The sequence below is a fragment of the Pseudomonas sp. NPDC086278 genome, from assembly GCF_050280905.1.
GTDB lineage: Bacteria > Pseudomonadota > Gammaproteobacteria > Pseudomonadales > Pseudomonadaceae > Aquipseudomonas.
The window spans coordinates 23864-43515 of record NZ_JBNNWE010000050.1; the positions used below are offsets into that span (position 1 = coordinate 23864).

Consider the following 19652-nt stretch of genomic DNA (forward strand, 5'->3'; position numbering starts at 1 on the left):
TGATTCAGCCCGGGAATGACCGGCAGTCGGCGAGCGCTTTTTGCAATGAATCAACCTCCTGCGGCTCACTGAAAATCAGCTCGACCCGCGAATCCTGGCGCCATTCGCTGGGCTGCCATTGCAGTTCGGCGTTATCCAGCGCATTGGCTGAAACCCAACCCTCGGCGCTGTGGATAACCAGCTTCGCCCGCCGCCAGGCAAGGCTTTCAAGCCACTGAGCGAGCAGCACCGCGTCGAATGTCTGGCTCGGGTGCCAGCGCCAGCCAATGCTCCAGCCGCCCTCTTGTTGCTGACTCAAGCAAATCGGCACTGCAGGATCGCTCCAGATGGCCGGTAGCTGCCCTACGCCTTGGGGCGCGACGAAGTTATCCACACCTGCTACGGCACGCGCCCCAAGCCCCGGCAACTCGCTCAATGGCAACCGGGCTCGCTGCGTCCAATACAACGGGTTTGCCGGTAACTGCGCAGTGATTCGCCGCCTGTCCTCCTCGTCGAGATGTTCAGACTTGTTCAGCAACAACAAACCAGCGCGGCTCAGCGCCTCCTGTTGCGACTCAGGCAGCGGTTTGCCGGCAGCAAGGGCCTGGGCATCCAGCACCAGCACGCATGGTTGAACCGCCAGCACGCCGACCCACGGTGCTTCACCCAACTGCCGGAGCAACTGCGCCGGATGCCCCAATCCGGAGGGCTCGATGAACAATCGATCCGGCCGCGCCTTGCGCAACAACCGCCCGAGCCCGATCTGAAACGGCGCACCGTTTACGCAGCACAAACAGCCGCCGGCCACTTCACCCAGTGCGATACCATCGGCGTCCTGAGCCAGCAGCGCGGCGTCGAGGCCGATCTGGCCGAACTCATTGATCAGCACCGCCCAGCGCTCATCGGTTGGCCGTTGCGCCAGCAGCTGCTTGATCAGGCTGGTCTTGCCGGCGCCCAAAGGGCCAGCAATGACGTGAGTCGGAATGTTCTGCAACATGGTCGGCATTTTCTGAGGAGGTGAAGGATGCGGTTGATGGGATGGTCGCTGCTCTTGGCAATGTGTTCCGGGGAGGCGCTGGCCCAGGCTTGCGTGGTACATAGCACGGCGGAGCGGCTCGACGTCAAAGTCTGCCAGCAGAACCGTAACATCCCGGAAAAACTCTTCGCTGACGGCTTCTGCCAGCCGACGCTGGCCGGGCAGAAAGTCGATGTGCAGTACGTCGACCAGTGCCCCACCGGTGCTTTCGGCGTGTGCAGCAACGCGCAAGTGGCCAATATGCCTTACCGGCAGGATATTCACTATTACGGCGTGGCTACCGATGCGGCGTATCTGAAGCCGTTTTGCGAAGCACAGAGCCAAGGCAATTGGCTCAAGCCTTGAATGCCTGGGCCGAGCCAATCCAGCGCCAGGATCAACCGGGCGCCAACATCAGGCCACCGCCTCTTCGTGCCAAGGCCCAAACGGGTCTGGCAGAAGCCGCCAGCGCTCGACACCCAAGGCCATTTCGGCGTCGGTCAGCAGGCAGCGGTCGAGTTCAGCGGTGAGTTGTGCGAAGTCGATGTGCTGGCCGATGAACACCAGTTCCTGACGGCAATCGCCGGTGCCGGCGGTCCAGCTCTCCATGATTGCGGCAGTGCTTTCCTCATCTTGTGGCCATTGGTTCTTCGGCACGAAACGCCACCAGCGACCGGCGAAACCATGGCGCATCAACCCGCCCGCCTGAGACCAGCTGCCGGCGTCCAGGTGCTTGCTGGCCAACCAGAAAAAACCTTTGGAACGCAGGAGTTTGCCGTTGCCCCAGGGGCGATCGATGAAGCTGAAAAAACGCTGTGGGTGGAATGGTCGGCGCGCCCGATAAGCCGTCGAGGCGATGCCGTACTCGGCGGTCTCCGGCACGTGTTCACCGCGCAATTCCTGCAACCAACCGGGGGCCTGGGCGGCTTTTTCAAAATTGAAGCGGCCGGTATTCAGGATCTTTTCCAAGGGAATTTCGCCCATGACCATCGGAATGATCTCGGCATGGGCATTCAGGCGTTCGAGGATCTCGATCAATTCCTTGCGCTGGTCACCGCTGATTAAATCAATTTTGCTGATGAGGATGACGTCGGCGAATTCGACCTGCTCGATCAACAGTTCAGTGATCGATCGCTCATCCTCCTCGCCCAGGGTTTCACCTCGGGAGGCGAGGCTCTCGGCGGCCTGGTAATCCAGCAGGAAATTCAAGCCATCGACCACCGTGACCATGGTGTCGAGCCGCGCGATGTCGGTCAGGCTTTGGCCTTCTTCATCGCGAAAGGTAAAGGTTTCGGCCACGGGCAGCGGCTCGGAAATGCCGGTGGACTCGATCAGCAAGTAGTCGAAGCGACCGTCCCTGGCGAGCTGGCTGACTTCTTCCAGCAGGTCTTCGCGCAGGGTACAGCAGATGCAGCCGTTGCTCATTTCGACGAGTTTTTCTTCGGCGCGGTTCAGGCTGACATCGCGCTGCACTTCGCTGCCATCGATATTGATTTCGCTCATGTCGTTGACGATTACGGCGACTCGAAGCTGTTCACGGTTACGCAGCACGTAGTTCAGCAGCGTGCTTTTGCCGGCGCCAAGAAAGCCCGAAAGCACGGTGACGGGAAGACGATGGGGCATCAGGTATTCCTCACAAGGATGCCCGTCGCGGTGTCGGGCTTATTCAAATGTTATGGTATAACAATTCAAACAATCCACTCCTCATTTGCCCATGACGGCAAACACCCTTGAGAAAACCTGGGCGTATTACCTTGAAACTTGCGTTGATGAACACTTCGCTGGCGAGTTGGAAGCCCTATCCGCCGACCATCGAGGCACGATTGGAAACACTCGATGTTCCACGTGGAACTAAGAATCGACGTACCCTGTTCATCCGCGCGCGCCCCTGGCGGTGATGCCGGGCAGGTCAGTAACAAGGTGTCATAAAGACTGAATTAATGGCCGCCACGGTGTTGCCGATAACCACCCCTCATAGCCCATCCGGGCATCAAGAGTATCGACATGATTCACATCACCCTCAGCGACGGTTCAGTGCGCGAATACGACCAGCCGTTGTCGGTGTACGAGCTTGCCGCGAGCATTTCCCTCGGCCTGGCAAAAGCCGCCGTGGCCGGACGTGTCGAAGGCGTGTTGGTGGACTGTGAATTCATGATCAAGGCCGACGCCAGGGTCAACATCGTCACGCCTCAGGAACCGGATGGCCTGGAGATCCTGCGACGCTCATGTGCGCTGATGTTGGCCATGGCGATCAAACAATTGCATCCGACGGCGCAATCGCACGAAGGCCGGGTAGTGGGCGACGGCTTCTATCATGAGTTTGTTGTCCAGCGCGCGCTCACTCAACTCGACCTACCCCTGATTGAAGCGCGCATGCATGCGCTTTCAGCGACCAATCACTCGATTCGCCGCCAGGGAACAACGCCGCTGTACCGCATGGGCGACTTCGAGTTGGTCAGCGCAGGGCCACATGTTCCGGCGACCCGAGTACTGCAAGCGTTTTCCGTTGACCACCTGTGCGGAACGTCGACACAACGGATTTACGGCACGTGCTGGTCCTGCCAACAGGACCTGGATCAATGGCTGGCGCCGCCCCACGTCGTCATCGTCAGCATGGAAGAATGCCAGGCGGATTACGCACAATCGGTAACCGAAACACTGCGCCGCAGCGGCGTGCATGCCCGCTCGGATTTACGCAACGAGAAAATCCGCTACAAGATTCGCGAACACAGTCAGTCCGTGCCGTATCTATTGGTCATCGGCGAAAAAGAAAAGAAGGGTGGATTTGTCAGTGTGCGCAGCCGCACCGGCGAAGACTTCGGCAGGATGGGCATCGAAGTGGCGTGTGATTGGTTGGCATCAACGAAAATGGCAGGCCACTAATATCGCGAGGCCTACCTCCCACAAGGTCATGAGCAAAACCCTGTGGGAGTGCGCCTGCTCAAGAAGCTTCAAGCCCTCGGTTTAACCGTCCCGCAATCCTGCCCCAACCAGACGGCGCGGCTTTCGAGGCTGCCCTTCTGCTGAATGCCGGTCGCATTGAACGTGCCATTGACCTTGGTGGTGAACTCACGATCACTGAGGAACGTGGCAACTCCGGCGCCCTGCGCCTTCGGACAGCTGAAGCGGAACTTCCACTGATTGCCGTTGCGATCGGTGATTTCCTGTTTGCAGCCGGATTGCGGATCAGTCAGGGGAATGTTGTCCGTCTTCACCTGCTCTGGTGTCAGGCACGCGCGAATGCCCTTGCCGCCCATGGTGATCCCCTGCTTCTCCAGCTGTGCACGCTGCTCCGGGGTCATCTGGTTTTGCAGTTGACCAAGGATCAACTGCAAATCGGGCAGGTTCTGGTCATCGACCTTCATGTTGCTGGTGGTCAGCTCCCACAAACCCGGCTGAAGCATCTGTGCCTGAGCGGCCACAGGAAGTGCCAAACCAATAGCCATGGCCAAACCCGGCAGACGAACATTCATTGCGTAACTCCTGATCAGTAGTGGCCGTTAGACGTCAGCCGCCGGCTTCGGTTCATGGGCCAATTAAATAGCGACATTCTGCACAGAACATGGTCTGTTACGCATTGAATCTTCAGGAGCAAGGTTGCCCCATGGATTATTTTGCACCGCACATTTTCGGCTATACGATTGCACTGCTTCACACGCTGGGCCTGATCGCCGCTACCCACGCCGTACTCACCGTCCGGACCGCCCAGGGCTCGATTGCCTGGGCCCTTTCGTTGGTGTTTATTCCCTACCTGACGCTCATCCCGTATCTGGTCTTCGGCCGCAGCACCTTCGATGGTTACATCAAGGCCCGGCGTCAGGCCAACGAAGAAATGCGCAAGGCGATTTCCGAGCTCAACTGGCGCCCTTGGGTCGAAGAAGCGCTGACCGCCCGCGCATCCAATGCTTACGCGTCCCTGCGGGCGATGCCGAAAATGGGCCGCATGCCGTGCCTGGCGAACAACGAAGTTCGTTTGCTGATCAATGGCCAAGCTACGTTCGACGCCATTTTTGCTGCGATCAGCGAAGCAAAGCACGCGGTGCTGATTCAGTTTTTCATCATCCACGACGACCGTCTCGGCCAACGCCTGCAAACGTTACTGCTGAAGAAAGCCGCCGAGGGCGTGGCGATTTACCTGCTGTACGACCGCATCGGCAGCCATGCCCTGCCCCACAGTTACGTGCAACCGCTGCGCGACGCGGGCGTCGAGGTCAAAGCCTTCGCCACCCGCAGCGGCTGGCTCAATCGCTTCCAGGTCAACTTTCGCAACCACCGCAAGATTGTGGTGGTCGACGGCCTTACAGGCTTCGTCGGCGGGCACAACGTCGGCGACGAATACATGGGCGAGAAACCACCGCTGGCGCCTTGGCGTGATACCCACGTCCAGGTGCGCGGGCCAGTCGTGGCCTGCATGCAGGAATCATTCGCGGAAGACTGGTTCTGGGCGGCGCGTTCATTGCCTCCGCTGATCCTGCCGGACGTATACCCGGACGACGGCGTCCTGTGCCAGTTGCTGGCAAGCGGGCCGGCGGACTCCTACGAAACCTGTTCATTATTCTTCGTCGAAGCGATACACGCGGCGAACGAAAGGGTGTGGATCACCAGCCCCTATTTCGTTCCCGACGAAGCTGTTTTCGCTGCATTGAGGCTGGCGGTGTTGCGCGGCGTCGATGTGCGGCTGTTGCTACCGTCACGACCTGATCATCGCATCGTCTACGCCGCCTCCAGCCTGTACGCCTTTGAAGCGGTGCGCGCGGGTGTGCGGGTGTTCCGCTATGAACCCGGTTTCCTGCATCAGAAAGTGGTGTTGATCGACAGTGAAATCAGCGCCATCGGCAGCGCCAATCTGGATAACCGTTCGTTCCGGCTGAATTTCGAAGTGATGCTGCTGACCGTCGACAGCACGTTCGCCGCCGAGGTGGAACAGATGCTCAACGATGACTTCGCCCAGGCCCACGAGGTCAGCAGAGAAGAAAGCCGGGAGACCCACCGCCTGCAACAGCTCGGTATGCGGATCGCCCGGCTTATTTCTCCAATTCTTTAAGGCGTGTAGATATCGTCTCGGGTCCATGGCAATTCATGGCTGCCATCGGCATGCGCTTTCACCGCAAGGATCTGATGCAAGTTGATCCAGCCCTTGGCGAAGGCGTAGGCGCAGCCCGCCAGGTACAGTCGCCAGATCCGCAAGGCCTGCTCTGGCACTTGCCTGGCGGCGGCTTCCAGATTGTCCTCCAGGCGTTCGCTCCAGTGATCGAGGGTTCGCGCGTAGTGCAGGCGCAAGCTCTCGACGTCGACGATCTCCAGCCCCGCGTCGCTGATTTCGGCAGAGATCATCGACAGGTGCGGCAGTTCGCCATTGGGAAACACGTACTTCTCGATGAAATCCCCGGCACCGCGGCCGACTGGGCGTCCATCGGTATGCTTGGCGGTGATGCCGTGGTTCATCACCAGCCCACCCTCCTTCACCGCGCCGAACAGGATCTTGCAGTACTCCGTGAGGTTGGCGTGGCCGACGTGTTCGAACATGCCGACGCTGACCACTTTGTCGAAACGACCGTCCTGCGGCAGGTCACGGTAATCGAGCAATTGCAGTTCGACCAGGTCTTCAAGCCCTTCGTCTTTCACACGCTCACGCGCCAGCGCCAGTTGCTCTTTACTCAGCGTGATCCCGAACACCTTCGCGCCAAATTCCCGGGCCGCATACCGTGCCAACCCACCCCAGCCGCAACCGACGTCGAGCAAATAATCACCGGGCTGCAAGCGTAACTTGCGACACAAGTGCCGAAACTTGGCTTGCTGCGCCTGCTCGAGCGATTCGCTGCCCGTCTCGAAATACGCGCAGGAATACGCCATGTCGCTGTCGAGCCACAACTGGTAAAACGCATTGGAAAGGTCGTAGTGGTAGGAGATCGCCTTGGCGTCGGTTTCCTTGTCGTGCACGGTGCGCACCGGCTGACTGTCCATGTCGCCCAGCAAGGCGAGGCTCCACTCATCGCAGACGCGAATCACGTCGCTGATGGAGCCTTCGAGCTCGAGCTTGCCTTCGACAAACGCAGCCCCGAGTGCATCCAGGCTGGGATGAGTGAACTGGCTGACCATCTGGGGATCTTTGACCACGATGGTGACGCTGGGCGTCGGCCCCAAATTGAATTCATGGCCGTCCCAGAGTCGCAGGCGAAGCGGTAACTGCAAATTCTGTAAGGCTGGTGGAAGTTGCGCGAGCATGGAAAGTCCCCCTTGTTTCAGACGTCTGAAATGAGGGTAGACCATCCCTGAAAAATAGCTGGCTATCGAATTAATAGCCGTCTTCTATGACTCGCAACGCGCTAGCCAACCCTCGCGAACTCACAGAGTGCAGTGCCCTCTTGGTAGATGACTGCAAACTCGACGCACAGTTCTCCAAGAGTTCGCCACTCAGCTTTCATCGTTCAATTTCAGCAAGGGCTCCTGGAACCGCAGCAGGCGCCCGGCATTACCCAGCACCAGCAGCGTGCTCAAGTTGTGCAACAACGCAGCAATCATCGCCCCTGCCGCGCCGAGCCAGCCGAATGCGGCAAAAGCCACGATGGCCAACGTCCAGCCCAGGCCGATGATCACGTTGACCTGCAACGTATGTCGGCATTGTCGGCTTAGCCGCACACAGGTCCCGAGGCGACGCAGATCACTGCCGATCAGCACGATATCGGCCGAGGCCAGTGCAATGTCGGCCCCACCCGCGCCCATCGCCACGCCGACGACACCGGCCTTGAGTGCCAGCGAATCATTGATACCGTCGCCCACCACCATGGGCCGGAAGCCGTTGTCGATTTCCGCCAGCACGCGGTTGAGTTTGTCCTCGGGCAACGCCTGCGCCTCGACATCGCCTATGCCGACATCGCGGGCCAAGGTGTTGGCCACGCTTTGCCGATCGCCCGTCAGCAACAACTGCCGACCCAGCCCCAGTTCACGCAACTCGTTCAAGGCGAATCGCGCTTCGGGTTTGGCGCTGTCTGCCAGCAGCAACCACGCCAGGAATTCCCCGTTGAGCGCGAGGCCGGCAATCGGGCCGTCATGCTCGGGAACCGTCGAGGTGGTGATGCCCAATTGCGCAAACAACTCCGGCCGGCCCAGCGCCGCTGCGCCCTGCTCCGTCGTCGCCACAACGCCCAGCCCCTGGCGCTCATGAATGTCCGAGAGCAACAGGAAATGCTCTTGTGCCACCAGCCCGGCCAACGCGCGGCTCACCGGATGACTACTCGCCGAACCGAGGCTGGCGGCAAGTTTCAGCAGCTGAGTACGGTCTTCCAGCGGGCTGTCGATGGATTGCAGGCGCAAGGTGCCAAACGTCAACGTGCCAGTCTTGTCGACCACCAGCGACGTCAGGTCCGCCAACTCTTCGAGAAACGCCGAGCTGCGGATCAGAATGCCGTGCCGCGCCGCCACGGCGACGCCGGCAATCGCCGTGGCCGGCGCCGACAACACCAAGGCGCAGGGGCAAGCCGCCACCAATACCGCGAGCATCGCTTGCGCATCGTTGGTGACGAACCAGGTCACTGCCGCCAGCAGCAACACCAACACCATGTAACTGCCGGCGTAGCGTTCCAGCAAACGGGTGATTGGAGGCTTGGAACGCTCGGCGCTTTGCATCAACGCGATGACTTTGCCCAGGGTCGACTCGTTGCCGGTGCGGGTCACTTCGATCCGCAACAAGCCATCAAGGTTGATCGCACCGCCGAAGACCTGCATGCCAACGCCCGCTTCCATCGGCACCGACTCACCGGTAATCGATGCGGTGTCGAGGCTCGCTTGACCGGACAACACCCGGCCATCCGCCGGCACTCGATCACCGGCCCGCACCTCTACGAGGTCGCCGGCCTTGAGCGTGCCGTTGTCGACTTCCAGCACCGAGCCATCCGCCTGTACCTTGCGCGCGTGGCTGCGGGTCAGTTTGCCGAGGGCGTGAATCGCCTCTTGCGAACCGATCACGCTGCGCTCTTCCAGCACGTGGCCGAAGATCATGATGATCGGCAGCAGCGCAGCGGTCAGCAGATCACCGGTGGCCCACGCACCGAGCATGGCCAGCGCAATCAGTTGATCAGTAATGCCATGCAGGCTTGGATAACGCAGGCTGTACCACGCCGAACGCATCACCGGCACGGCCACCAGCAGCGAGGCAAAACCCAACAGCAACTGACTGACCCCGGTTTGCTCTGGCGACAACCACCGCCAGGCCAACCCGAGGCCAAGCAGCCCGAGGGCGAGCATCGCCAACGTCAGTTGACGCGCAGCGCTGCGTTGTTCGGCCGAGGACAACATGCTCGGCGCGGCGGCGGTTGGGGCGGTCATTGCGCAGCTCCCTGAATGATCAGACGGGAATCGTCTTGGGGATCGACCGTGGTGACCGACCCGGCCTGGCCGAGAATCTTCGGCATCCGCTCACGGTAAATGCGCAGCAACATCTGCGGGTCGGTGCCTTGTTGTTGCGCCTTGGCCAGGCTCAATACCGTGGCCGTATCGGCGGACGCTTTCGCCACCCGTTCGCTGGCTTGTGCATGAGCGACTTGCAGTGCGCGATCCGCTTGTTCATTGGCCGACTGGGTGAGCTTCTCGGCTTCCGTACGCGCGTTGGCCACCGCTTTGTCGGCTTGCTGGCTTGCCGTCAGCACCGCGTTGAAGGCGTTCACGGCGGGGCCGGGCAAGCTCGATTGCACATCAACGCGTGAGACTTCAATCCCAAGCCCCTGCCCTGTCGCCGTCAGGTCGGCGAGGCGTTGATTGATGCCCTGCACCAAATCACCGCGCAAACGCTCACGACGTTCGGCGGCCTGGCTGTCCGCGCCGATCAACTCCGGTCGGGCCACGAGAATGGTGTCCAGGTCTCGCGCCGCCGTGAGCGCCACGGCGCTGCGCGTGACTAACCGGTCCAGCGCCGGCAATACGTGTTCACCTTGCAGCACGAACGCATACGGTTCGGTGACTTTGTAGAACACCCGCACATCGAGTTGCACCACGCCCGCGTCACCCGTCAGCAGGTAACCGGAACCGGCAAGAGCATCGCTGATCGGCGTGGCGAACGACGCCACCCGATCCGCCTGCACGGCGACATCACTGCGCAGCAGGTTTTCCACCCGACGTTCAATCACCCGATCCGCTGCCGGCAACAACACCACCTGTTCAAAAGGTCGCGGCCACGCCAACAGCAACCCGGCATTCTGAATGCGATCCAGCGCGCCGAAGTACAACACCACGGCGCGGTTTTGCGGATCAATCTGCCGCACGTTGGAGAACGCCCACGCCAAAGCAGCCAGAACCGTCACCGCGTAGAGCGCCAGAAAAGCCACTCGTCCGGCCTGAATCCAGGGGCTACTTAACTCACGTGTTCCACGTGGAACTAATTTCATGGCTGCGACCCGGACTTGTTATCGAGGGTCGGAGGGCCGTCAACCAGTACCCGGAAAGGCGCGGCATCGGTGCGCAAAATCAGTTTGGTGCCCGGTGAAACAATCGTGCCCAAGGTGTCCAGCGAGCGCAGCAGGTTGTACAACTGCGGCGAGCCGGCGTAAGCGCGACCGTAAATCTGCGCCGCTTCAACGCGAGACTGCGCTTCGATATCTGCGGCTTTGACCGTCGCATCCGCCTGCACAATGCGCGCATCACGCTCAGCGGCCGAACGGATTTGCGCCGCTTCACGCTTGCCAATGGCGGTGCGTTCGGTGGCAATGGTTTCACGCTCGGCGCGCATGCGGTCGACCGTGGCGGTGAGCGTTACCGACGGCAACGTCAGCCGTTCGATGCCGACTTGCAGCACGCGCACGCCATAGGTGGTGAGCAACTGTTGATCGATCTGCTGACGCAGTTGCGCTTCAAAATCGGCGATGTGCACTTGGTTGGCATCGGTGTTGACCAGGTTCGCCAAGTCAAAACTGCTGGCGGTGGTTTCCAGCGCAGAACCGACGAAGGTGCGAATTTGCCGCGCCGCTTCGTCCGGCTGATTCTGCACCGCGCGCATAAAGCGTTGCACGTTGTCCGGATCACCCTGCACCTGCCACGCCACGTAAGCCTGAACAATGATGCGCAAACCGTCTCGCGTACCCACGTCCTGCAAACCGCTGGACGTCGTTCGCAACCGCAAGTCCACCGGAATCGCTGCTTCAAACGGTGCCGGCCAGCGCCAACCCAGACCCGGTTCCAGCAACACCCGCGACGGGTTACCGAAGCGCGTGATCACCGTCGCCTCCCCCGAGCGCACTTGCACCAGGCTTGCAGCCGCAATCGCGAACGCAACCAGCAAGGCCGCCCAGCCCATGCGCCGCCACGGGAACGGGCCGGCTGCTTCGGGCGCGCCGTGATGGTGATGATGGTGACCGTGGTGATGCCCCGCGTGGCCGTGATCGTGGCCGGCGTGGTCGTCGTGATCGTGTGCAGGCGACTGGCTCAATGGGTAGCTCCTGGCTGAGGGCTATTACGCGGCGACGCAGGATCAGCCGGCAGCGTGAAAGTACGGAGGTCGATGGTCGGCGCGTTGCCGCTGCCGCCCAGGCGATGATCGAGCACCAGCAACCTGGCGTTGGCCAGGCCCTGGGTCAGTTGGCTGAAGTATTGTTCGAGCACGAAGGCTTGGCCGGCGCTGGCGTAAGCCTTTTGCTCGGCGCTGAATTTCAGATTGGCGGCCTGCGCCGCCGAGTTGACTTCGTGGGCGCTGGCCGTCGCTTGATCACGGGCAATGCTGGCTTGCAGTTGCGCCTGATTGGTTGCTTCCGCCGCAGCACCGCGCTCACGCGAGATCAACGCCTGCGCGCCAATCTGCGCCGCCTGCACAGCGTGATACGCATTGGCGGCACCAGCGGGCGGATGAATCGCCTCGACCACGGTGGCGAGAATTTCCACGCCACTGTCGAGTTTTTGCAGGTCAGCCTGCACCGCGCGACCGATTTCCTCGCCCAGCCCTACCCGGTCTTCACCGAGCAAACCGTCAAGGGTTCGCGAGGCAAAATCGTGAACCAGAATGCGGCTGGCGGTGCTGCGGATCAGCGTCGGTACGTCGGCACTGTTGTAAGTCGCGGCCAACGCGGCTTGATCGGTGAGGCCGATGCGATAGACGAAGCGCACGTCCATGTTGACGATCTGGAAGCTCTGCTTGTCGCCACGACTGCTGGCGATGACCTGGGATTTGTCATTCACATGGCTGGCGTCCCACAACCGATTGGCGATGGCCGGGGCCGGGCCTTCCGCAGGTTCGGCCGCCACCGGCGCCGAGGCTTCACCGACGCTGGTGGCCAACTCGTGGACCACGCCGTTTTCGACGCTCAGCACACGGCCCAATGGCCACGGCAACCCCGCGTGCAAACCCGGCCCGAAGACCTCTACCGGTTTGCCGAAGCGCTCGTAGATGCCACGCCCTTGCAGCGGAATTTCGTGAACCCCCGTCAGCGCCCAACCGACAACGGCCACCACCGCCAGCACCGGCAGAAACGCCCGGCGCATGTAGGTGAAGGCCCAGATCTGCCGCAGGTCGATGCCGAAACGGTTGTGCAATTCGTGCTGCAACGCGAGCAGCGGTTGAGGTGGCCAGCGCAGCAGGTCGGCGACGAAGCTTCGCGCCAGCAGTGACGGCTCGAGTTGTTCACGCTGCGGACTGAACAGCGACAGCACCGCGCGCAGCAGCAGTTCGACCGCAACCAGGCCCGGCAGCACACCGATCAACACCGCCAGACGCACCGGCCACACCGAACTCTCACTGGCGAACAACAAGCACAACGCGCTGAGCACCAGACACGTGATCGCGACGCGGCTCATCTGCGCCAACGACTGCGCTTCCGGCCACGCGGCGAGGTTTTCCTGAGCCATCTGACGTTCGAACACCAGTAACCCGAACGCCAGCAACAACGACAACGCGGCGCTGATACTGGCCCAGACGCCCAGCGCCGTCGGCACTAATGCGAGGTTCCAGAACTGACCGATGCTGTACAACGCCAGCAGCGCCCAGCCGCCGAGCCAGAGCGTCGGCTCGCCGATTTGGCCGATGATTCGCGTCGAGCGCCGGTCGAGTCGGTCCAATAGCCGTTCATACCAGCCTTGCGGCGCGACGGTTTCTGCGTCAGGCACCACCGTCACTGGCAGCAGCGGATTCATGGCCCGCACCCGCCACTGCGTCACCCACCACGCCGATTGCATACCGGCAATCAGCACCAGCAAACCGGCGCTCTGATTCACCAGCAACGCCGCCCACAATGAAAGCGGCGCAAACAATCCGACAAAAAACGCCAACAACAATCCAACGGCCGCCAAGACGCTGAGGCCGATAGCGAACTGTCGCAATCGTCGGCCGTGGAACACCGCCTGTTGAAAACGCGGCAGCCCGGCTACCGGCGCTTCATCCACTTCGAGATCGACTTGCATACCACTCCAGTGTTGTTCTTCGCCCACGTCATATTTCGTTACGATATAACGCACATGGTGAAATTTTCGTACTCAATCGCCCTATCTAAAGATGCCCAACCTGTCGCTAGCCTGAAGCCTTGACCGAAATAGCCCGCAACGCACATATTACGTTCGTAATTTTTATCAAAGACTACTTTTAACCAGCCCGAACCTTCACTTCAGGAGAGCATCCATGAGCAGTTACGACGTCGTGATTCTGGGCGGTGGCCCCGGTGGTTATAACGCAGCGATCCGTGCAGGCCAGCTAGGTTTGAAAGCCGCTTGCGTCGAAGGCCGCGCCACCCTTGGCGGCACTTGCCTCAACGTCGGCTGCATGCCGTCCAAGGCGCTGTTGCATGCCTCCGAGCTGTACGACGCGGCCATGGGCGCGGAATTCGCCAACCTGGGCATCGAGGTCAAACCCACGCTCAACCTCGCGCAGATGATGAAACAGAAGGACGAGAGCGTTACCGCGCTGACCAAGGGCATCGAGTTTCTGTTTCGCAAGAACAAGGTCGACTGGATCAAGGGCTGGGGCCGGATCGACGGGCCGGGCAAGGTCACAGTGACCGACAGCCAGGGCGCCAAGACCGAGCTGACCGCCAAAGACATCATCATTGCCACCGGCTCTGAGCCCACGCCCCTGCCGGGCGTCGAAGTCGACAATAAACGCATCCTTGATTCCACCGGCGCGCTGTCGCTGGCCGAAGTGCCGAAGCATCTGGTGGTGATCGGCGCCGGCGTCATTGGGCTGGAGCTGGGTTCGGTATGGCGGCGCCTGGGCGCGCAGGTGACCGTGATCGAGTTTCTCGACCGCATCTGCCCCGGTGTCGATGCCGAGGCGGGCAAAACCCTGCAACGCTCGCTGAGCAAACAGGGCATCAGCTTCAAATTGAGTTCGAAAGTCACCAGCGCCACCACGTCGGAAAACGGCGTTCAGCTCAGCGTTGAGCCAGCGGCGGGCGGCACGGCAGAAATGATCGAAGCCGATTACGTGCTGGTGTCCATCGGCCGTCGGCCGTACACCCAGGGCCTGGGCCTGGAAAACGTCGGCCTCGCCCCGGACAAGCGCGGCATGCTCGCCAACAAGGGCCACCGCACCGAAGCGGCGGGCATCTGGGTGATTGGCGACGTCACCTCCGGGCCGATGCTCGCGCACAAGGCCGAAGACGAGGCCATGGCCTGCGTCGAGCAGATCGTCGGCAAGGCCGGCGAGGTCAATTACAACCTGATCCCCAACGTCATCTACACCAGACCGGAGCTGGCCAGCGTCGGTAAAACCGAAGAACAGCTCAAGGCCGAAGGCCGCGCCTACAAAGTCGGCAAATTCCCTTTCACCGCCAACAGCCGGGCGAAGATCAACCACGAGACCGAAGGCTTCGCCAAAGTCCTGGCCGATGAGCGCACCGACGAAATTCTCGGCGTGCACCTGGTGGGGCCGAGTGTCAGTGAAATGATTGGCGAATATTGCGTGGCGATGGAGTTCAGCGCGTCGGCCGAGGACATCGCATTGACCTGCCATCCGCATCCGACACGGTCCGAGGCGTTGCGCCAGGCGGCGATGAATGTGGAGGGGATGGCGACGCAGATGTAGCGGGTAGCCTGTTCGGCCGCCTTCGTCGGAACGCCGCCCGGAGCAAGCCCGCTCCCACATGGGTTTTGTGTACACCACAGATCCAATGTGGGAGCGGGCTCGCTCGCGAAAGGCGCGATACGGTCTAAAGCGGCAAATGCCCCAACGGCAACGCCCCCGGCGTCTTCACCGTATGAATCGCAAAGTTGCTGCGGATGTCACTCACCCCCGGCAACTTCAATAAGCGCTCGGTGAGAAACCGGTCGTAGCCGCGCAAATCCGGCACCACCACTTGCAGCAGGAAATCCGATTCCCCTGACACCAGAAACGCCGAAATCACTTCGGGCAACGCGGTCACGGCGAGGCGAAACGCTTCCGCCTGTTCATCGTTGTGGCGCTCAACCTTGACCCCGACAAACACCGTCAGCCCAAGCCCCACTTCATCGCGATCAAGATTGGCCTGATAGCCGCGAATCACGCCCGCCTCTTCCAGCATCCGCACCCGACGCAAACACGGCGAAGCCGACAGGCCGATTTTTTCCGCCAGTTGCACATTGCTCAGGCGCCCGTCCCGTTGCAGGGCGGCGAGAATCTTGCGGTCGTAAGCGTCAAGTTTCATGGTTTGGCAGATCCGGATGGTAGAGACGTCAAGAATCGGCAGATTATGCCAATTGCCAGCGCTTTAGAAGCTGACTACGCAAGCACCCACTCTGCCCTTGCGCCCTAGACTGGCGTTACCGAATCGATAACGAATGGGGTGCAACGTGGCAGGACTCTGGCTGTATTTCATGGCGCTGGCGGTGGTGTTTCTGCTGCCGGGGCCGGACATGATCCTGCTGCTGCAAACCGGCGCCCGACAAGGCAAAGGCGCGGCACTGGCCACGGCCGTGGGGTTGGGCATCGCCCGGGGGTGTCATGTCGCACTGGCGGCGCTGGGGCTGGCGGCGCTGTTCAAAGCCGCGCCGTGGACCTTCGATGTGGTGCGTCTGGCCGGGGCCGCGTACCTGCTGTGGATCGGCATTCAGTGCCTGCGAACCACGATGTTGCCGAGCCTGAATGGCGGCGATGAAACCGCAGCCACAGCGCACTGGCCGGAAGCGATTCGCCGTGGCTTGCTCACCAACCTGCTCAACCCCAAGGCCTTGCTGTTCTGTTCCGTTTTGCTGCCGCAATTCATCAACCCGGCTGCCGGCCCGGTGCTGGGCCAATTTGCGCTGTTGGGCATGATGCTGGTCGCTGTCGGTCTACTGTTCGACAGCGCCTACGCCCTGGCCGGCGCCGCGCTGGGCCGCTGGCTGCAACGCAGTCCCTCGGCCCAGCGCCTGCAACAGTGGTTGTTCGGCAGCCTGTTGATCGGCTTCGCGGTGCGGCTGACCTTTATTCAACAGGCGTAAGCCTTAGGGTGCGTGACGACGGCGGCGACGGTTGATCAACACCAGCGCCGCAGCGGTCACGGCGATGACTGCGCCGATCAACACCGGCCACTTGTAGGGACGCAGCGCCGAACGTGCCGTGTCAGTCACTTGAGTGACGTAGCGCTTGCTCGCGTTTTCAAAATCGGGAAACGGGCACTGATGGCCGAAATCCACCGCCCAGTCCACGTACGGCCCTTCTTGGACATAGCGCTGATAGAGCGCGCTTTGGTCTTCAAGGCTGCTGTTCCAGCCCGCCGCCGAACACAACACCGCCGCAAAGGCCTGACTGGTGTGCGGCAAGTTGTCGGCCGCGCGGCTGGCCAACGCCGTTGCAACAAATCGATAGTGATAGCGCTCGTCGGGTTTGGCGGCGCTGGCTTGCTGGCGCTGGACTTCGCCTTCAGCCACTAACGGGCCGACCTTCAGCTCACTGTTTTCGAGGCTGTAATTGCCGCCGAACGTGGCGTAGTCCGGGGCCATTTCGTAACCGAGAATATCCATCCCCCACTCGCGCGCCGTCCACGCAGCGTTGAACAACGCGGCCGCACGTTTGGTCGGCCACCACGCCGAATTCGCGATCTGCCGTTGTTGCGCATACAGCCTGGCTTTCTTCTGCAAGTCGGGATTGTCGAAATAGCCCAGCGCCTGGTCGTAACGCTCTTCGCGCAGCAATCGACGCCCGAGCAGATTGCGCAGCTGCGCCGCCACCGGCAATGCCACGTAGTTGTCGCGATCCTGCTGGCTAAGCGGCGGTGGCGCCGGCACTTGAGTGTCGACGTAGTGTTTGAGTTCATCGACCGTCAGCACGCGTTCGGCGACCGTCGCCGCGTCGAACCAATAAATACTTTGGCTGCGATACAGCTGATCGAACGCTTGCAGATAATCCCCGCGTTGCAGCGCCAGAATCGCGCTTTCGCCCTCGACCCGGCATTTGGGCTGGACACTTTCCAAGTCGTAGTCAGGCGTGCGCCGCTCGCCCCAGGATTCGTTCTGCGGGAACGCCTGAGCCGCCTTGGCATACGCCGCAGCCGCCGCGTTTTTATCGCCGTCACGCAACGCCAGCTTCGCCCGTAGCCACCAGGCCAGGCCGCCGTCGCCGGCGTGTTCGAGGAAGGCTTTGGCGCTGGCGTAATCGCCCTGTTGATAATTCATCGCCGCCAAGCGGTCGGCGTTATCCAGACTGCCGCGCGTACTGCTTTGCAGGAGCTTGATCAGCTTCACTTCGTTGGGCGGCTGATCACCAAATGACCAGCCCAGTCGACTGATCAGCGATGCGGTCACCAACTGCTGCACCGGTTGGCCCTTGAGCAATTCGGCAAGTTGATCGTCAGGCATCGCCAGCAGGTCGGTCATCAACAACTTCAGCGAGGTATAACCCACCGCCGAACCGTGCAGGTTTTGCGTGGCGTAAAGCTCGATCGCGCTGTTCCAGTCGCCGGCGTTGCGAGCCACGCGGGCTTCTTCGCCGAGGCTGGCGACACCTAACTCCAGCGGATCACTGAAGCCGTCGATGCTCAATTGCCGCGTCTGCTCGAACGCCGTTCGCGACTGCGCCAGCAGGTCCGGCGTGGCGTCGGCTTCGGCGCTCATGGCGAACAGCGCACGGCCCAGCGAATACGCGGCCCAGGTGCTGCGCAACGGGCGTTGCTCGGCCGGCAATGCCAGCACTTTCTGGAAATAGTCGGCGGCCAGTCCGTGATCGCCCGCGTTAAACGCGACGGCACCCGCCAGATAAAGCCTGAGTTCGGTCGGCAGGCTTGCGCCCTGGGTCTCGACTTCATGGGCATCGGTCAGGCTGCGCAGCTGCGTCACCAACGCTTGCTGCTGCGCCGTCAAACCCGACTGCTCGGCCTTGTCTCGCTGCACCGCGTAGTCAGTCGCTTCCATGCTGTAAGGCGTGGCGACAACGTTCTTCAGCCCGGCAATGGCATGCCCGAGCCGGTTGATCTCGAACTGGAAGTTGCCCTCCGGCAGTTCCGCCAGCGATTGGGCGCGGTTGTCCAGCAAACGCATCGGGAAGTCCGGCCCGCAGGCCAGCGCCGAACCCAGCGGCAGGCTGAGGCTCAGGCAAAGCACATGGCGGGGCCAGTTACGGGTGAACATTCGAACCTCCTTGATCAATAAACGCGCAGCGGGCCCAACCGATGGCGCGCTGCTCGCCGGCCGGCAATCGACCGTCGCGCAAGCGGGTGAAGGTAAGCAGATCCGGGCGTTGTTGCAACGCATAACCGGCCAGCGCATCGGCGCCGTCGCAGTCCTTGACCGCCAGCGTGACGCGTTGCGGCCAGGCACGGTCAAGATTGCCTTGGTTGCTGACGCTGATGTCGTAGAGGCCGTTGCGGGCGACGAGTTGCAGGCTCAAGCGACTGTCGAGCGTCTCGCCGCGCGCCACCGCACGCAAGGTGTTCAGGCTCCAGGCCCGGCGATCACCGGCCAGCGGCAGGCGAAACCAGATCAGACCGGCCAGGTGCGCCGGTGGATCGGCGCGCAACTCGGCGGCGAGTTGGCTCAGTTGCGAAGGGTCCGCCAGCAATTCCCGGCGTTCAACGATGCGCTCAATGGGCACTTCGCTTTCCACAACCGGTGCCCCGTTGGCGCCCGGTAGCAAGGCCACGCCGTAGGCCGGCAGCGCCAGGTAAAAAGGTCTCGAGGTGATGCGACTCCAGGCCTCGGCCCATTGCCGGGCCTGATCCGGATCAAACAGCCCGCGACGCGGATCGCTGACGGCGTGCACCTGCAACACGCTGCTGTCGACGCTCGCCAACAGCGCGGGTAATTCAGGGCTGTGCAGCCAGGTCGGCAACGCGGTGATGCTCAAGGGCAAGGTCGCTGGCAATGCCGTGCGCAGGTGCTTGAGGAATTCCCGGTAAGCCGGCAGCCGGGCGTTACCCGCATCGTGGTCGATTTCAACACCGGAGACGGTCAGCCCCTGCGTTTGCCAGTCGCTCAGCACCTGCTGGATCTGCGCGGTGACTTCGTCCTGATCCAGCGCCTGGAGCTGGCCGTCGAGACGAATCACCGCAATCAGCGGTCGACCATCCCGCTTGAGCAGCGCCGGATCGATCCGCGCCCGACTCCACCCGGCACCGGGGAACGCCTGCAAGGCCAGCACGCGCAACGTTGAGAAGTCCGCGCGGCTGCCCTGCAATGCGGCGTCATGGGCCGACGTCCATTGCCGTTGCCAGACGTAGAGCTGCTGGTCGAGTGGCGGCGGGTCTTTTTGCTCGCAGCCGCTGAGCAGCACTAAAGCGGCAAACGACGCGACCAGCCG

At 61.7% G+C, this 19652-nt stretch carries 16 protein-coding genes; 5 read left to right on the plus strand and 11 right to left on the minus strand.

All coding sequences use genetic code 11. The annotated features are described in order from the left end of the window. Positions 1–4: 4 nt before the first annotated feature. Positions 5–976 carry a CobW family GTP-binding protein gene (locus ACQKP4_RS16765; RefSeq protein WP_427634779.1) on the minus strand — a complete coding sequence of 324 codons (972 nt, stop codon included), beginning with the start codon at positions 974–976 and terminating at the stop codon, positions 5–7. Positions 977–1003: 27 nt separating this feature from the next. Between ACQKP4_RS16765 and ACQKP4_RS16770 the strand changes: the two genes are divergently transcribed. Next, positions 1004–1360: an NADH:ubiquinone oxidoreductase gene (locus ACQKP4_RS16770; protein WP_427634780.1), complete on the plus strand. Its 357-nt coding sequence runs from the start codon at positions 1004–1006 to the stop codon at positions 1358–1360. Between the two features lie 48 nt (positions 1361–1408). Here ACQKP4_RS16770 and zigA read toward each other — a convergent pair whose 3' ends face one another. After that, entirely contained in the window at positions 1409–2617 is a 1209-nt protein-coding gene (zigA, locus tag ACQKP4_RS16775; protein WP_427634781.1) for a zinc metallochaperone GTPase ZigA, read from the minus strand. A 381-nt stretch (positions 2618–2998) separates the two neighbouring features. On the opposite strand from zigA, the gene ACQKP4_RS16780 reads away from it, so the two are divergent. Beyond that, positions 2999–3877: a His/Gly/Thr/Pro-type tRNA ligase C-terminal domain-containing protein gene (locus tag ACQKP4_RS16780; protein ID WP_427634782.1), complete on the plus strand. Its 879-nt coding sequence runs from the start codon at positions 2999–3001 to the stop codon at positions 3875–3877. A 68-nt stretch (positions 3878–3945) separates the two neighbouring features. Here ACQKP4_RS16780 and ACQKP4_RS16785 read toward each other — a convergent pair whose 3' ends face one another. Then, a complete protein-coding gene (locus ACQKP4_RS16785; RefSeq protein ID WP_427634783.1) occupies positions 3946–4467 on the minus strand; it encodes a DUF3617 domain-containing protein in 522 nt (173 codons plus the stop codon). Positions 4468–4598: 131 nt separating this feature from the next. Between ACQKP4_RS16785 and cls the strand changes: the two genes are divergently transcribed. Further along, a complete protein-coding gene (cls, locus tag ACQKP4_RS16790; protein ID WP_427634784.1) occupies positions 4599–6038 on the plus strand; it encodes a cardiolipin synthase in 1440 nt (479 codons plus the stop codon). On the opposite strand, the gene cfaB is transcribed toward cls, so the two are convergent. The 5 genes from cfaB to hflK (ACQKP4_RS16815) all read right to left on the minus strand — a co-directional run bounded on the left by cfaB (position 6035) and on the right by hflK (ACQKP4_RS16815) (position 13372). Then, the gene (gene cfaB, locus ACQKP4_RS16795; protein ID WP_427634785.1) at positions 6035–7219 is read right to left on the minus strand and encodes a C17 cyclopropane fatty acid synthase CfaB; all 1185 of its coding nucleotides are present in this window, start codon (positions 7217–7219) and stop codon (positions 6035–6037) included. The genes cls and cfaB overlap by 4 nt on opposite strands. A 189-nt stretch (positions 7220–7408) precedes the next feature. Then, positions 7409–9319 carry a heavy metal translocating P-type ATPase gene (locus ACQKP4_RS16800; protein WP_427634786.1) on the minus strand — a complete coding sequence of 637 codons (1911 nt, stop codon included), beginning with the start codon at positions 9317–9319 and terminating at the stop codon, positions 7409–7411. Next, complete coding sequence (gene hflK / locus ACQKP4_RS16805; protein WP_427634787.1) at positions 9316–10374, minus strand: protease modulator HflK; 1059 nt, start codon at positions 10372–10374, stop codon at positions 9316–9318. Before hflK (ACQKP4_RS16805) ends, ACQKP4_RS16800 begins: the two co-directional genes overlap by 4 nt. Next, entirely contained in the window at positions 10371–11411 is a 1041-nt protein-coding gene (gene hflC, locus ACQKP4_RS16810; protein ID WP_427634788.1) for a protease modulator HflC, read from the minus strand. Before hflC ends, hflK (ACQKP4_RS16805) begins: the two co-directional genes overlap by 4 nt. Continuing rightward, positions 11408–13372, minus strand: a complete 1965-nt coding sequence (gene hflK / locus ACQKP4_RS16815; RefSeq protein ID WP_427634789.1) for a protease modulator HflK — start codon at positions 13370–13372, stop codon at positions 11408–11410. The genes hflC and hflK (ACQKP4_RS16815) overlap by 4 nt, the downstream gene beginning before the upstream one ends. 214 nt (positions 13373–13586) lie before the next feature. Here hflK (ACQKP4_RS16815) and lpdA point away from each other — a divergent pair, with 214 nt between their 5' ends. Further along, a complete protein-coding gene (gene lpdA / locus ACQKP4_RS16820; protein WP_427634790.1) occupies positions 13587–14987 on the plus strand; it encodes a dihydrolipoyl dehydrogenase in 1401 nt (466 codons plus the stop codon). 124 nt (positions 14988–15111) lie between these two features. Here lpdA and ACQKP4_RS16825 read toward each other — a convergent pair whose 3' ends face one another. Beyond that, positions 15112–15585, minus strand: a complete 474-nt coding sequence (locus ACQKP4_RS16825; RefSeq protein ID WP_427634791.1) for an Lrp/AsnC family transcriptional regulator — start codon at positions 15583–15585, stop codon at positions 15112–15114. A gap of 145 nt (positions 15586–15730) precedes the next feature. Between ACQKP4_RS16825 and ACQKP4_RS16830 the strand changes: the two genes are divergently transcribed. Further along, positions 15731–16360, plus strand: coding sequence for a LysE family translocator (locus tag ACQKP4_RS16830; protein WP_427634792.1), 630 nt, complete (start codon positions 15731–15733; stop codon positions 16358–16360). A 3-nt stretch (positions 16361–16363) separates the two neighbouring features. Here ACQKP4_RS16830 and ACQKP4_RS16835 read toward each other — a convergent pair whose 3' ends face one another. Beyond that, a complete protein-coding gene (locus tag ACQKP4_RS16835) occupies positions 16364–18484 on the minus strand; it encodes a hypothetical protein (RefSeq protein WP_427634793.1) in 2121 nt (706 codons plus the stop codon). Next, positions 18471–19649, minus strand: a complete 1179-nt coding sequence (locus ACQKP4_RS16840; protein ID WP_427634794.1) for a DUF3142 domain-containing protein — start codon at positions 19647–19649, stop codon at positions 18471–18473. Before ACQKP4_RS16840 ends, ACQKP4_RS16835 begins: the two co-directional genes overlap by 14 nt. Between the last annotated feature and the right edge of the window lie 3 nt (positions 19650–19652).